The organism is Pseudomonas sp. BB438, assembly GCF_057180225.1.
In genome coordinates this window covers 3,299,540-3,312,750 of sequence record NZ_CM170001.1, presented here as the reverse complement: position 1 = coordinate 3,312,750, position 13,211 = coordinate 3,299,540, and the positions used below count along the sequence as shown (strand labels likewise).

Here is a 13,211-nt window from a genome sequence, read left to right as displayed (position 1 = left end):
GTGCCCCGCCAAACGGCAGCCGGCACTCGTTCATCCTGCGTGTCGCCCATGATGTGCGCTGTCGATAGCGCGTTATCTGGAGAGACGAGACAGGCTTGGCGAAATTTAGAATGATTCTCACTAAGTCATGAAAATTTCAGAATGACGACCAGTGATCGAGGGTGGAATCCTTCCCAGAAAACCCGCGCGGGCCGCGTGGGACTAAATCCTGGTGAGATCGGCGCGTCCTCCCTATGCAGGAGCAGGTTCAGCCTTGACTGCCCCAGGCCTTGAAGCGCAGCCGGCAATGCTTCATCGCATTGACGATGTGCTTCTCCACCATGTCGCGGGAAATACCCAGGGTGTCGGCGATCTCGGCATGGCTGCAGCCCTCGACCTTGCGTAGCAGGAATGCGCGCCGGCAGGCTTCGGGCAACTCGCCGAGGGCGTGCTGGAGCAACTGCAGTTGCTGCTGGCGGCTCACCTCCTCCTGCGGGCAGCGCTCGTCGAGGCAGCCTTCGCGGTCGAGGGTTTGCAGCTCTTCGGTGCGCCGTACGCGGCCGCGCCGGTGCAGGTCGATACTGAGGTTCACCGCCGTGCGATAGAGAAATGCGCGGGGTTGTTCGATATGCTCGTCGCCTTTGCGATCGAGCAGGCGCAGGAAGGTCTCCTGTGTCACATCGGCAGCCGCCTGGCGGTCGCCGAGGCTGCGATTGAGATACAGGACCAGTTCCTTGTAATACCGGATGAACGCGCTTTCCACCCCGTCGGGCATCCTATGAAAAACAGTCGAGGCTGCAGGCGCCTGCTGACAGTCCGAGTCAGGCTTATTTATAATCACTCGCATCAACACGAAAAGAAAGTGTGATATCGGCCGCAAATGGCCTTACCGAGACTCCTGATGACCAGCTCCCCCGCTCCGTTCGACGATGACCGCATCAGCGCCGAAGCTGCGCACTGGTGCGCGCGTCTGCACGACGAAGAGTGCAGTGATGCCGAGCGCGCCGAGTTCGCGCAGTGGCTCGCGCTCGACCCGCGGCACGAGGTGGAATACCAGGCGATGCTGGAAATCTGGCAGCTCTCGGAATGGCTGCCGCCGACTCCGCGCGTCGCGCCCGCACCGATAGCAACGACTGCACCGACGCCACTGAGCGACCGCCGGCCCCGCAGCAGCGTTCGGCGCCCCCGAAGCGCCAAGCGCATCGCCGCCGTTGCTGCCGGCGTGCTGGTAGCTATCGGCGCCGTGTGGTCGGCCGGCTGGTCGGCCGGCTGGCTGCCCTCGAAGGTCGGCTACTACGCCGCGCAACCCGGCGCGCGCAAGGTTCAGCTCGCCGACGGCTCGACAGTCGAGCTCAACAGCCACTCGCAGCTCCTCTTCGCCGACTTCCGCGACCGTCGCAGCGCCTGGCTGAAGAGCGGTGGCGAGGCGTACTTCCAGGTCGCCCACGACACCCTGCAACCCTTCTCGGTCTACACCGACAATGGCAGCGTGCGGGTCACCGGTACACGCTTCAACGTCTGGACCGACCCGCATCAGATGCTGGTGACTCTGCTCGAAGGCTCGGTGGTGGTCAGCCCGCCGGACAGCATCGACGGCAACAGCGCCCAGCTCACGCCGGGCATGCAAGCGCGCTACAGCCAGGGCAGCCAGCGTATCGAACTGGCCCAGGTCGCCCCCGCCGGGGCCATCGCCTGGATCGAGGGCAAGCTGGTGATCGACGACCTGACGCTGCAATCCGCCATCCCGTTGATCAACCGCTACCTCAAGCAGCCGGTATTCCTCGACGACGCCAGCGTCGCCGCCATGCGCATCGGCGGCATCTACCGCACCGACGACCTGCAGGCACTGGTGGATTCCCTGCCCAAGGTCCTGCCGCTGGAACTGCGCAAGGACAACCAGGGCCGGATTGTCCTCGCCAGTCGTTACGCGCAGCTCTAGGGCGCGCGGGCAGCCGGGAATCTGGTCTGCCGTGGCAGATTCGCGGCCACCGGTAGCGGTTGAAACTCAGCGCCCGATTGCAGGAGCGCGCCATGGGCGCGATCGCAGGCACGCCCCGCTCCTATAGGGGAATCGCAGCCCGCCATTACGGCAGGCACACCGCAGTCAGCTCCGGCACGATATTCCCAGCCTTCTCATTTGCGACAAATTCGCAAATTCTCTTCAGTTTTCTCCCCGCTCACTCGTCTTGATAGGAACGATTCGGATTTGCCGATGATTTCCTGATTCGCGCACCGTCTCGCCCCGTTGTGCGGCCTGCCCTCTGGCAAGCCGGATCCAGGAAAAGACGATGCAAACACCTGCTCCAAGCGCCTTCCGCGAGATGTTCACGCTGCTGCGACCGCACTGGTTGCCGCTGACTGCCGCCACCCTGCTGGGTATTCTCGGCGGCGCCGCCATCACCGCCCTGCTCGCCACCATCAACTACAGCCTGCACGCGCAGGGCGGCATGCCGGCCGGCCTGCTGCTGGGTTTTGCCGGGCTGTGTGTACTGGCGCTGCTGGGCTCGATCATTTCCGACAGGGGCACCAACTATGTCGGCCAGCATGTGATCGCGCGGCTGCGCAAGGACCTGGGCAGCAAGATCATTTCCGCGCCCATCGAGCAGATCGAGCGCTACCGCAGCCATCGGCTGATCCCGGTTCTGACCCACGACATCGACACCATCAGCGATTTCGCCTTCGCCTTCGCGCCGCTGGCGGTCGCCCTGACCACCACGCTGGGCTGCCTGGGCTACCTCGCCTGGCTGTCGCCGCCGATGTTCCTTGCCACCGCCATCGCCATCGTCGTCGGCAGCGCCGTGCAGTACGTCGCGCGGGCCAAGGGCATCAAGGGCTTTTTCGAAGCGCGGGACAAGGAAGACGAACTGCAGAAGCACTACCGCGCCATTGCCGAGGGCGCCAAGGAGCTGCGCATCAGCCGCCCGCGCCGCTTCCAGCACTACAGTGAACGCCTGCAGGGCACGGCCGACGAAATCTGCGACATCCAGCTGCGCTCGATCAACCTGTTCAACGTCGCCAAAGGCTTCGGCTCGACGCTGTTCTTCATCGTCATCGGCGTGGCCCTGGCCTACCAGTCGCTGTGGCCGAGCACTGACCAGGCGACACTCTCCGGCTTCATTCTGGTGCTGCTGTATATGAAGGGCCCGCTGGAAGGACTGATCGGTCAGTTGCCGGTGGTCACCCGCGCCCAGGTCGCGTTCCGCCGCATCGCCGAGCTGTCGGTGCGTTTCTCCTCGCCTGAGCCGAATCTGCTGCTGGCCGATGATGGTCGCAACGCACTGGACTTCCAGTCCATCGAGCTGCGCGACCTGGCCTATCACTACCCCACCGACGACGGCTCCCGCGGCTTTGGCGTCGGACCGCTGAACCTCACGGTCCGCCGAGGCGAGATCCTCTTCATCGCCGGCGAGAACGGTTGCGGCAAGACCACGATGATCAAGCTGCTGCTCGGCCTCTACGGCCCCCGCGACGGTGAGTTGCTGCTCAATGGCGCGCCAGTCACCGACGCCACGCGCGATGACTACCGCCAGCTGTTCACGACCATCTTCGCCGACTACTTCCTGTTCGAAGACCTGCTCAAGGGCAGCCAGGACATCCCGGCAGAAGCCGGTCGCTACCTGGAGCGCCTGGAGATCGCCCACAAGGTCAGCCTTGAGGGCCAGGCGTTCTCGACCACCGACCTGTCCACCGGCCAGCGCAAGCGCCTGGCCCTGGTGCAGGCCTGGCTGGAGAAACGCCCGGTGCTGGTGTTCGACGAATGGGCGGCGGACCAGGACCCGGAATTCCGCCGGATTTTCTACACCGAGCTGCTGCCCGAACTGCGCGCCCAGGGCAAGACACTGATCGTGATCTCCCACGACGACCGCTACTTCGCCGTCGCCGACCGCCTGCTGCGCATGAGCGCCGGGCAGATCGTGGAGATCGAGGACCACCGCGCCACGCCATCCCCCGGCGGTTCCGGCATGGCAATGCGGTGACGGCCCGGCGGCCTGGATGGCCGCCATTTCACCGGGTCAGCGCTCAGCAACAAAAAAGATCGAACGGATTTTTCCGGTTTTTTCCAACCGGCGCGTCACATAAAGCTGAATCATTCTTATTAGAAACTGCATTAAGATCATAGGAGCTAAACAAGTGAGTCGCACCCGCTACGTGCAGCAGTCCCAGCACCCGGTGAAGCCCCTGGCGCGCCTGGTCCGCGCCACCGCCCTGGGGATGGTCCTGACCGCCACCGCCGCCTACGCCGCACCGGTCCGCATCGACATCCCGGCCCAGTCCCTGGCTTCCGCCCTGACCAGCCTGGGCGCGCAGTCGAACCTGCAGATCGTCTTCAATCAGTCCCAGGTGCAGAACCTCCGCGCGCCCGGCGTGCGCGGCGAGATGGAGCCCGCCCAGGCGCTGGAACGCCTGCTGCAGGGTACCGGCATCAAGTACCAGGTCGAAGGCAGCCGCGTGACCCTGCTGGGCGCCGATGCCAGCGCGGGCGACACCCTGAACCTCTCCGCGCAGACCATTACCGGCGCTATCGAGGGTGAAACCAGCTACGTGCCTCGCACGTCCGACAGTGCCAGCAAGACCAACACCTCGCTGCTGGAAATCCCCCAGTCGGTCTCGGTGATCACCCGCAAGCAGATGGACGCCCAGGGCGTACAGACCGTCAGCCAGGCCCTGCGCTACGTTCCCGGTGTGCGCGTGGAAACCTATGGCATGGATCCCAAGGGCTACGACTGGCTGTTCATCCGCGGCTTCAACGGCCAGACCACCAGCGACTACCTCGACGGCCTGCGTCAGCTGAGCAACAGCTACACCCTGTTCCGCTCCGAGCCTTACTCGCTGGAGCGCATCGATGTGGTCCGCGGCCCCTCCTCGACCCTGTTCGGCCTGGGCGATGCCGGCGGCATCATCAACCGCGTCAGCAAGATGCCCACCGCCGCTGGCGTGCACGAAGTCGAACTGGGCTTCGGCAACCACGACCGCATCCAGGGCCGCTTCGACATCGGCGACAAGCTGGTCGACGACGGCAGCCTGCTCTATCGCGTCGTCGGTGTGATGCGCAAGGCCAACTCCGAGTTCGAGTACGACGACGGCCACGAGGTGAAGGACGACCGCGCCTACATTGCGCCCTCCTTCACCTGGGCCCCGGACGAGGACACCAGCCTCACCGTCATGACCAGCTTCCTCAAGGACGACAGCGGCGGCACCATCGCGGTAAACACCCCGCAGTACGGTCACACAGACAACACCCTGCTGGGCGACCACTCGTTCAACCGCTCGCACCAGGAACAGTTCACCCTGGGCTATCAGTTCCGCCACCGCTTCAACGACAACCTCGAGTTTCGCCAGAACCTGCGCTACGGCCAGGTCGACTTCACCCTCAACAACATGATCCCGCTGGGCACCGTGGCGCGCACCGTGCCAGCCCTGGCGGCGGCCATTCCATCGATCGCCAACGACATCCTGCGTTCGCCGCGCCGCTTCGACGAACACATGAATGCCTTCAGCGTCGACAACCAGTTGCAGTGGGACTTCTACACCGCCGGCATCCAGCACACCCTGCTTACCGGCATCGACTATTCGCGTACCGAATCGGACGTCAAACGCTACTTCCAGAGCCTGAGCCTGGCCAACCTGGGCTACTTTCTGCCGTTGCTGTTCGACCCGAACAACCCGCGCTACGGCCTGAACATCCAGCGTCCGACTACCCTGCAGGTCGACTACGACCAGGACATCGACGCCGTCGGCTACTACGCGCAGGACCAGATCAAGTTCAACGACAACTGGCTGCTGACCCTGGGCGGTCGCTACGACAACGTGCGCAGCGTCACCGACGATCACCTCGCCGGGAGTCACACAGTGGCCAAGGACGACGCCTTTACCGGACGCGTCGGCCTGACCTACCTGACCGATTTCGGCCTGGCACCCTACGTCGCCTACTCCGAGTCGTTCGTCCCCAACAGCGGCATCGATCGCAACGGCAGCACGTTCCAGCCCAGTGAAGCCAAGCAGTGGGAAACCGGTATCAAATACCAGCCCACCGAAGCCCTGTTGATGACCCTGGCCGGCTTCGAGATCGAGAAGACCAACGTACTCACCACCGACATCGTCAACGGTGTGAACACCGGCTTCCAGAAGGCCACCGGCAAGGTCCGCTCACGCGGTATCGAGGCCGAGGTGAAGGCGCAGCTCGACGAGCACTGGGACCTGCTGGGTTCCTACACCTACACCAAGACCAAGATCCTCAAGAGCAACGCCGGCGACGAGGGCAACCAGTTCGCCAATGTGCCCGAGCACATGGCGTCGGCGTGGCTGAACTACACCTTCCACGAAGGCGTGGCCAGCGGCCTGTCCGTTGGCGGCGGTGTGCGCTACACCGGCTCGGTCTATGGCGACAACGCCAACACCTTCCACGTCGACAACTACACCCTGTACGACGCCGGCATCAGCTACCCGATCGACAAGAACCTGAGCGTGTCGCTGACCGCGCAGAACCTGCTCGACGAGCAGTACGTGACCACCTGCGATGACATCGCCGAGTGCTACCCGGGCGAAGGTCGCACCGTGCTCACCAGCGTGAAGTACAGCTGGTAAGCCACGGCGGAGCCGGTCCGCGCCGGCTCCGCCTGCTGTTTCCGGGCTCCCTGTTCGCAGGGGGCCCTTTGTTGTTTCTGACGCCTGCTGCATACCGTTTCAATCACGAGGAGTAGTGCATGTCCCTCACCCGTCGCCACCTGCTGCAGGGCCTCGCCGTCGGCGGGCTGGCCTGCGCGTCTGGCCTGCCAGTGCTTGCCGGCGCACGCCTGACGCGGATCGTCGCGCTCAACTGGGTCGCCGCCGAGACGCTGCTGACCCTGGGTGTGCCGCCCCTGGCGATCTCCGACGACCACTACTACCGGGTGCGCATGCCTACGCAGTCGCTGCCCGACAGCGTGCGGGACGTAGGGCCGTACTGGGAACCGAACCTCGAACTGATCCAGCAACTGCAACCGCAACTGATCCTCAGCGACCCGATGACCCCGACCCTCGAGCGCCGCCTCAACGGCATTGCACCCACCGAGCGCGTGGCCATCTACCCGGCCGCTGACGGCGCCTGGCGCGCCACCACCGGGTTCATGAGCGACTTGGCGCGGCGACTGGGTGTCGAACAGGTTGCCGCCGACTACATCGTTGCGGGCGAGCAGCGCCTTGCCGCGTTGCGCGCGAGGCTGGCGAATCGCACCCTGCCGCCGGTGTGCGTCGCCGTCCTCAACCAGGATGGCCGCCACGCCGCTGTCTACGGGAAGAACAGCATGGTGCAGGACGTGCTCGACCGCCTCGGCGTCGAGAATGCCTGGCAAGGACCGGTCGGCCCGGTCGGGCTGGCGATGGTCAGCATCGAGCGCCTGGCCGAGCGCCCCGACGCGCACCTGGTCTACGTCGACATCCCCACCACTTCGGCGCGCCTGCAGAGCCTGCGGCAACCCAACGACCTCTGGGCGAACCTTCCCGCCGTGCGCCAGGGCCACACCCTGACACTGCAGCGCTTCTACCCCTATGCCGGCGCCGCCTCGGTGCTGGACCTCGCCGAACGTATCGCGGCCTACCTGGACAGCGCCACGGAGGTCACCCATGCCTGAATCGACACTCGGCCTCGCGGTCCCGCGCCGTAGTCTGGGCCTTGGCCCGGCGATCTGCACCCTGCTGCTGGCGATCCTCGCCGGGCTGCTGGTATTCCATGGTCTGCAGGGCGCCCTGCCCCGCGATCTCTGGTGGCAGGCATTGTGGTCGCCGAACCTGGATGACGTGCGCCAGGTCCTGCTGCACTTCAGCTTCTTCCCGCGCCTGGCCGTCAGCCTGATGGCGGGCGCCGCGTTGGCCCTCGCCGGCACGCTGTTCCAGCAGATCCTGCGCAATCCGCTGGCGGAGCCGGTGACCCTCGGTGTATCCGCCGGCGCCAACCTCGCCCTGTCGGCGGCCACCATCTTCGCCCCGACCCTGCTGGTGCATGGCCTCGAAGCGGTTACCCTGACCGGCGCCGCGCTGGCGGCCTGCCTGCTGTTCGCCTTCGCCTGGGGGCGCACCCTGTCGCCACTGCGCTTCATCCTTGCCGGCATGGTTATCAGCCTGTACTGCGTGTCGCTCAACGCGCTGCTGGTGCTGTTCAACCACGATTACCTGATCGACCTGCTGCTCTGGCAGGCCGGTTCGCTGAACCAGAGCGGCTGGGATGGCGCGCTGTACCTCGCCCCGCGCCTGGCGGTGGCCATGTTCGTCGCGCTGCTGATGGTGCGTCCGCTGGCCGCGCTGGGACTGGAGGACGAAGGCGCGGCCGCGGTGGGCGTGAACCTGCTGCGCACCCGCGTGCTGGGCCTGGCTGTGGCTGTTGCACTCAGTGCATTCGTTACCAGCGCGGTCGGCATGCTGGCGTTCGTCGGTCTTGCCGCCCCTGCGATTGCGCGGCTGTGCGGGGCGCGCACGCTGAAGCAGCGGCTGATCTGGGCGCCACTGCTAGGCGCTGCGCTGCTCTGTGGGGTGGACCAGATTGCCCGCGAACTGTCGCGCTTCGCTGGCGAAATTCCCGCCGGCATCCTTACCGGTGTCTTCAGCGTGCCGCTGCTGCTATGGCTACTCAGCCGCCAGCGCAGCGGCGGCATCGTCCCGCGCCCGGCGCCGGCCAAGCCGCAACGCGAGCGTCCCTGGCGGCTGATCATTGGCGCGGCGGTCCTGCTCGTCCTGCTGACGCTGCCAGCGATCTACTTCGCCGTGGACGCCAACGGCTGGCACTGGGGCGACGCCGGCCTGAGCGACGCTATCCTGCAATGGCGCCTGCCGCGCGTGCTTGGCTCACTGGCGGCCGGCGCCATGCTGGCCGTGGCCGGCCTGCTGGTACAGCGCCTGACCGGCAACCCCATGGCCAGCCCGGAAGTGCTGGGCGCCACGTCCGGTTCGGCGATCGCCGTGCTGGTGCTGTTCCTGGTGATGCCGCAGCCGCAGGCATTCATGGTCCCGGCGGCCAGCATCGGCGCGCTGCTCACCCTCGGCCTGCTGCTGTGGTTCGCCTGGCGCAAGACCTTCAACGCCGAGCGCCTGCTGCTGACCGGCGTGTGCCTGACCACCCTGCTGCACTCGCTGAGCACGCTGCTGCTGGCCAGCGGCGACCCGCGCATGACCGCAATGATGAGCTGGATGACCGGCTCGACCTATCAGGTGGACGTGGTCTCCGCGAGCACCGGGCTGGTGGTCGGCGCGCTGATGATCGGTGTCAGCCTGCTGCTGGCACGGCCGCTGGACTTGCTGACGCTGGGCAACGGCGCGGCAACCGCGCTCGGGCTGCGGCTGCGCCTGAGCCACCTGGCGATCCTGCTGACGGCCGCTGTGCTCACCGCTACCGCGACCATCATCGTCGGGCCGCTGAGCTTCGTCGGCCTGATCGGCCCGCACATCGCCCGTCATCTCGGCGTGCGCCGAGCCGCGCCACAGGTCCTGCTGAGCGCGGTGGCCGGGGCGTTGATCATGGTAGTGGCGGATTGGCTGGGGCGGAACATCGCCTATCCCTGGCCGGTATCGGCGGGATTGCTGGCGGCGTTCATCGGTTGCCCGTACTTCCTCTGGCTGATGCATCGGGAGCGCAATGGCTGATACGGCGCGGCTGGTCTGGGCGGACCTTGCCCGCGACAGCCCACGCGCCGGAGTAACAGGAAACGCTGGGTAGGATGGGTTACCGGCAGGATTAGAGCCGTCGGAGAATCAGGCTTCCTGCAGCGCGCGGGGACGGCTGCTGCGGTCTTCGGCGTCGGCGGACACCGCCCGCTGCAGCTGGAAGTCGAACTCGATCTCGGCGAAGCGCCCGTCCACACCGCGCGCCTGGGCGGCCGCCGCGTCCTCGACGAAACGCACCTCGCCGATCAGACCGTCACGGGTGGCGTAGGCGAAGTCGTCCCAGAGGTACTGATCACCGGCCAGGTTGATCTGCGTGGTCAGGTGACGATGCCCTGGTGCGGAGATGAAGAAGTGGATGTGCGCCGGGCGCTGGCCGTGGCGGCCCAGCTGATTCAGCAGTTCCTGGGTCGGGCCGTCCGGCGGGCAGCCGTAGCCGCTGGGTACGATGCTGCGGGCTTTGTAGCGGCCCTCGGCGTCGGTGACGATGCGGCGACGCAGGTTGAACTCGGACTGGGTGCTGTCGAAGTAGGAGTAGGTGCCGTTGGTGTTGGCGTGCCAGAGGTCGACCACGGCGCCGGCCAGCGGCTTGCCCTGCGGGTCGAACACGCGACCGGAGAGGAACATCACGGTGCCGGCGTCCTGTCCGTCATCCATCCGAGCTTCGCCTTCGGACAGCGGTGCGCCGGCCACGTACAGCGGGCCTTCGATGGTGCGCGGGGTGCCGCCACCGATGCCGGCGGCTTCGTCCTGGGCGTCCAGCAGCAGGTCGAGGTAGTGCTCGATGCCCAGGCCGGCGACGACCAGGCCGGTCTCCTGGCGCGAACCGAGACGGTTCAGGTAATCCACCGCCTTCCAGAACTCGTCGGGGGTGACGTTCATGTCTTCGATCAGCTTCGCGGTGTCCTGCAGGATGCGCAGGACGAGGCTCTTCACGCGCGGGTTGCCCTGGTCATTCAAGGCGCCGCTGGCTTCTTCGAAGAACGTCTGGATGTCGGCAGTCTGGGAAATCTTCACGGTCACGGTGATTACCTCGCTCTTGTTGTTCTGAGGATCAGTCAGGCATCAGCTGGCGCAGCGCACGGCTTCCCGCTCGACGCGGTGGAACACGCGATTGAAGTACACCAGGCTGTCCTGGCGCTCGCGCACGGCGACCTTTTCCAGCTCGACGAACATCACGGTGTGGGAACCGACTTCCTTGCAATCGCTGATGCGTCCTTCGAGGCTGACCAGCGCCTGGCGCAGCACCGGCAGGCCGGCATAGCCGTCGTCCCAGAGGTCCCAGGTGAAGCGCTCCTCCATGGACACCTTGGTCATCCCGGCGAAATGCTTGGCCAACTCTTCCTGCTCCCCGCACAGCACGTTGACGCACAGGTGACCATTGCTGCGGAACACGTCGTGGGTGGCGCTGCCACGGTTGACGCAGACCAGTACCGTGGGCGGCGAGTCGGTGACCGAGCACACCGCGCTGGCCGTGATGCCGCAGCGGCCTTCCGGGCCATTGGTGGTGATGATGTTCACCGCCGCCGGCAACTGGGCCATGGCGTTGCGGAAGTCGATCTGGGTCTGGCTGAGGGTGTTGGCCATGTCGTCGCCCCTTGTGCTGGAGTGGCCGGCACGCCCGGCCTTTCTTGTATGGGGCCAGCGTAGGGCAGCGCCAGGGCGCGAAACATTCAGATGATTACCACGCCGGAGGGTGGTGCCCGCTAGTCATCTAGGTGGTTTCTTTATCGTCAGCACCGGCGACTATGGGTATGCTCCGGGACAAGCCCTTGCGACGACCGCGGCAAAAAGCCCGGCGTACGCGGCCTACGTGCAGCTCGACAACGATAAGAAAGAAGTGGCAACGCCTGATGGAAGCTCGAAAACCCGTGGTCTACATCGTCGACGACGACAAGGACCTGCGCACCTCGCTCGCCTGGCTGCTCGATTCGGTCAGCATCGAATCACTGTGTTACGGCGGCGCCGAGGAGTTCCTGCGCGAATACGACCCCAAACTCCCCGCCTGCCTGGTACTCGACGTGCGCATGCCCGAGACCAGCGGCTTCCAGCTGCAGGAGATGCTCAACGACAAGGGCATTACCCTGCCGACCATCTTCGTCACTGCCCACGGCGATATCCCGATGTCGGTGAAGGCGATGAAGAACGGCGCGCTGGACTTCGTCGAGAAACCCTACAACCCGCAGCAGATGCTGGACCGCATCCAGGCGGCGCTGAAAAGTGCAGTGCAGGTGCACGCGGGCCAGGAGCAGAAGCAGAACCTGCAGCACAAGCTCGACCTGCTCACCGGGCGGGAACGGGAAATCCTGATGATGGTAGTGGACGGCAAGGCCAGCAAGGTCATCGCCCGCGAGCTGAACATCAGCGTCAAGACGGTCGATGTGCACCGAACCAAGATCAAGGAAAAGATGGGCGTCAGCAGCATCGCCATGCTGGTGCGCGAAGTGCTCAACGTGCCCGTGGAGGAAACGCGCCCCTGAGCAGGGCGCATTACCCGGCGTTCAGTCGACGCGCTCGCCGCACAGGTCGAGGGCGAACAGGCGCTCCACTTCTGCAGCCGGCAGTCCGCAGCCCAGCAGGCTGAACAGTTTGCCCAGCGCCGCTTCGCGGGTCATGCCGCCACCCGAGACCAGCCCGGCATCGCGCAGGCGGCTGCCAGCGGCGTAGACATCGAAGGCTACATGGCCCTGCGGGCACTGGCTGATCGCCGCCAGCACCACGCCGCGAGCGTGCGCTTCGCGCAGCGCGGTCAGCAGCTCTTCGTTATCCGAAGGGCCCGTGCCGCTGCCAAAACACTCCAGCAGCAACGCCTGAACGCCGCTGCCCAGCAGCGCGCTCAGATGTTCGGCACGCAGGCCGGGGAACAGCGGCAGCACCGCAAGATTCACCGGTTGGCGCGGCTGGCGGTAGCTCAGCTCAGCGGGAAGCGATTGCGCGCGCTCGCCATTGCGTTCACGCGGCAGCGCGGCGAAGGCATCGAAAGCATCGCTGCGCAGCTTGGTCACACGGGCACCATGCATCAGCTCGCCATTGAAATACAGCCGGACACCCGGTTCGACGCCGCCTTCCAGCGCCTTCAGTGCGCCCAGAAGATTGCCCGGCGCATCGCTGTCCGGTGCGCCCATGGGCTGCATCGAGCCGGTCAGCACCACGGGAACATCCAGGCCCAGCAGCAGGAAGGACAGCGCGGCGGCGCTGTAGGCCAGGGTGTCGGTGCCGTGCAGCACCAGCACGCCGTCATGGCCGCCCTGCTCCACCGCATGGACGATGGCGTCGCGCATGGCCAGCCAGTTGGCCTGGGTCATGTTGGCGCTGTCGAGCAGCGGTTGCAGCTCGGCGAAGGACCAGTCGAGGCGAATCTCGCTGTGGCCTTGCAGTTGTTCGCGCATGCGCGCTTCGAAACCGCCAGCCGGCGCCAGGCCCTCGGCGGTCTGCAGCATGCCGATGGTGCCGCCGGTATAGAGGACGAAGAGGTTCTTCACGCGACGCATGCCAGTGCTCTTGTAGGAAAGTTCACAGGATAAACCGCAAGGCCGGGAGAAGTCCCGGCCTTGCGTGTCAGACCTTGATCCTGGGATCAGGCTCCGAGGATCGGGTCAGCG

10 protein-coding genes are annotated in these 13,211 nt (G+C 65.8%); 6 read left to right on the top strand and 4 right to left on the bottom strand.

Annotated elements, in window-relative coordinates; genetic code table 11:
• Positions 1–247: 247 nt before the first annotated feature.
• Positions 248–754 (bottom strand): sigma-70 family RNA polymerase sigma factor, encoded by a 507-nt coding sequence (locus AC1ZV1_RS15215; RefSeq protein WP_484292415.1) that lies wholly within the window; start codon positions 752–754, stop codon positions 248–250.
• Positions 755–880: 126 nt separating this feature from the next.
• Between AC1ZV1_RS15215 and AC1ZV1_RS15210 the strand changes: the two genes are divergently transcribed.
• From AC1ZV1_RS15210 to fhuB, 5 genes are all read left to right on the top strand, one after another.
• Complete coding sequence (locus tag AC1ZV1_RS15210; RefSeq protein ID WP_484292414.1) at positions 881–1,918, top strand: FecR family protein; 1,038 nt, start codon at positions 881–883, stop codon at positions 1,916–1,918.
• A gap of 349 nt (positions 1,919–2,267) precedes the next feature.
• Positions 2,268–3,956 (top strand): cyclic peptide export ABC transporter, encoded by a 1,689-nt coding sequence (locus AC1ZV1_RS15205; protein WP_484292413.1) that lies wholly within the window; start codon positions 2,268–2,270, stop codon positions 3,954–3,956.
• Between the two features lie 154 nt (positions 3,957–4,110).
• Complete coding sequence (locus tag AC1ZV1_RS15200; RefSeq protein WP_484292412.1) at positions 4,111–6,564, top strand: TonB-dependent siderophore receptor; 2,454 nt, start codon at positions 4,111–4,113, stop codon at positions 6,562–6,564.
• Positions 6,565–6,683: 119 nt separating this feature from the next.
• On the top strand, positions 6,684–7,589 hold the full coding sequence (locus tag AC1ZV1_RS15195; RefSeq protein WP_484292411.1) for an ABC transporter substrate-binding protein: 906 nt from the start codon (positions 6,684–6,686) through the stop codon (positions 7,587–7,589).
• Entirely contained in the window at positions 7,582–9,591 is a 2,010-nt protein-coding gene (fhuB, locus tag AC1ZV1_RS15190; RefSeq protein ID WP_484292410.1) for a Fe(3+)-hydroxamate ABC transporter permease FhuB, read from the top strand. The genes AC1ZV1_RS15195 and fhuB overlap by 8 nt, the downstream gene beginning before the upstream one ends.
• A 108-nt stretch (positions 9,592–9,699) precedes the next feature.
• Here the strand turns inward: fhuB and catA are convergent, their stop codons facing one another.
• Together catA and hpaC are read right to left on the bottom strand one after the other, a co-directional pair.
• Positions 9,700–10,632 (bottom strand): catechol 1,2-dioxygenase, encoded by a 933-nt coding sequence (gene catA, locus AC1ZV1_RS15185; RefSeq protein WP_484292409.1) that lies wholly within the window; start codon positions 10,630–10,632, stop codon positions 9,700–9,702.
• 42 nt (positions 10,633–10,674) lie between these two features.
• Positions 10,675–11,196, bottom strand: a complete 522-nt coding sequence (gene hpaC / locus AC1ZV1_RS15180; RefSeq protein WP_484292408.1) for a 4-hydroxyphenylacetate 3-monooxygenase, reductase component — start codon at positions 11,194–11,196, stop codon at positions 10,675–10,677.
• Positions 11,197–11,462: 266 nt separating this feature from the next.
• Here hpaC and AC1ZV1_RS15175 point away from each other — a divergent pair, with 266 nt between their 5' ends.
• Entirely contained in the window at positions 11,463–12,089 is a 627-nt protein-coding gene (locus tag AC1ZV1_RS15175; RefSeq protein WP_484292407.1) for a response regulator transcription factor, read from the top strand.
• Positions 12,090–12,110: 21 nt separating this feature from the next.
• Here AC1ZV1_RS15175 and AC1ZV1_RS15170 read toward each other — a convergent pair whose 3' ends face one another.
• Positions 12,111–13,100, bottom strand: a complete 990-nt coding sequence (locus AC1ZV1_RS15170) for an asparaginase (RefSeq protein ID WP_484297483.1) — start codon at positions 13,098–13,100, stop codon at positions 12,111–12,113.
• Between the last annotated feature and the right edge of the window lie 111 nt (positions 13,101–13,211).

Excerpts from the sequence above, each read along its gene's own strand:
- AC1ZV1_RS15215 (WP_484292415.1), bottom strand. The coding sequence starts at position 754 with ATGCCCGACGGGGTGGAAAGCGCGTTCATCCGGTATTACAAGGAACTG.
- AC1ZV1_RS15210 (WP_484292414.1), top strand. The coding sequence starts at position 881 with ATGACCAGCTCCCCCGCTCCGTTCGACGATGACCGCATCAGCGCCGAA.
- AC1ZV1_RS15205 (WP_484292413.1), top strand. The coding sequence starts at position 2,268 with ATGCAAACACCTGCTCCAAGCGCCTTCCGCGAGATGTTCACGCTGCTG.
- AC1ZV1_RS15195 (WP_484292411.1), top strand. The coding sequence starts at position 6,684 with ATGTCCCTCACCCGTCGCCACCTGCTGCAGGGCCTCGCCGTCGGCGGG.
- fhuB (WP_484292410.1), top strand. The coding sequence starts at position 7,582 with ATGCCTGAATCGACACTCGGCCTCGCGGTCCCGCGCCGTAGTCTGGGC.
- hpaC (WP_484292408.1), bottom strand. The coding sequence starts at position 11,196 with ATGGCCAACACCCTCAGCCAGACCCAGATCGACTTCCGCAACGCCATG.
- AC1ZV1_RS15175 (WP_484292407.1), top strand. The coding sequence starts at position 11,463 with ATGGAAGCTCGAAAACCCGTGGTCTACATCGTCGACGACGACAAGGAC.
- AC1ZV1_RS15170 (WP_484297483.1), bottom strand. The coding sequence starts at position 13,100 with ATGCGTCGCGTGAAGAACCTCTTCGTCCTCTATACCGGCGGCACCATC.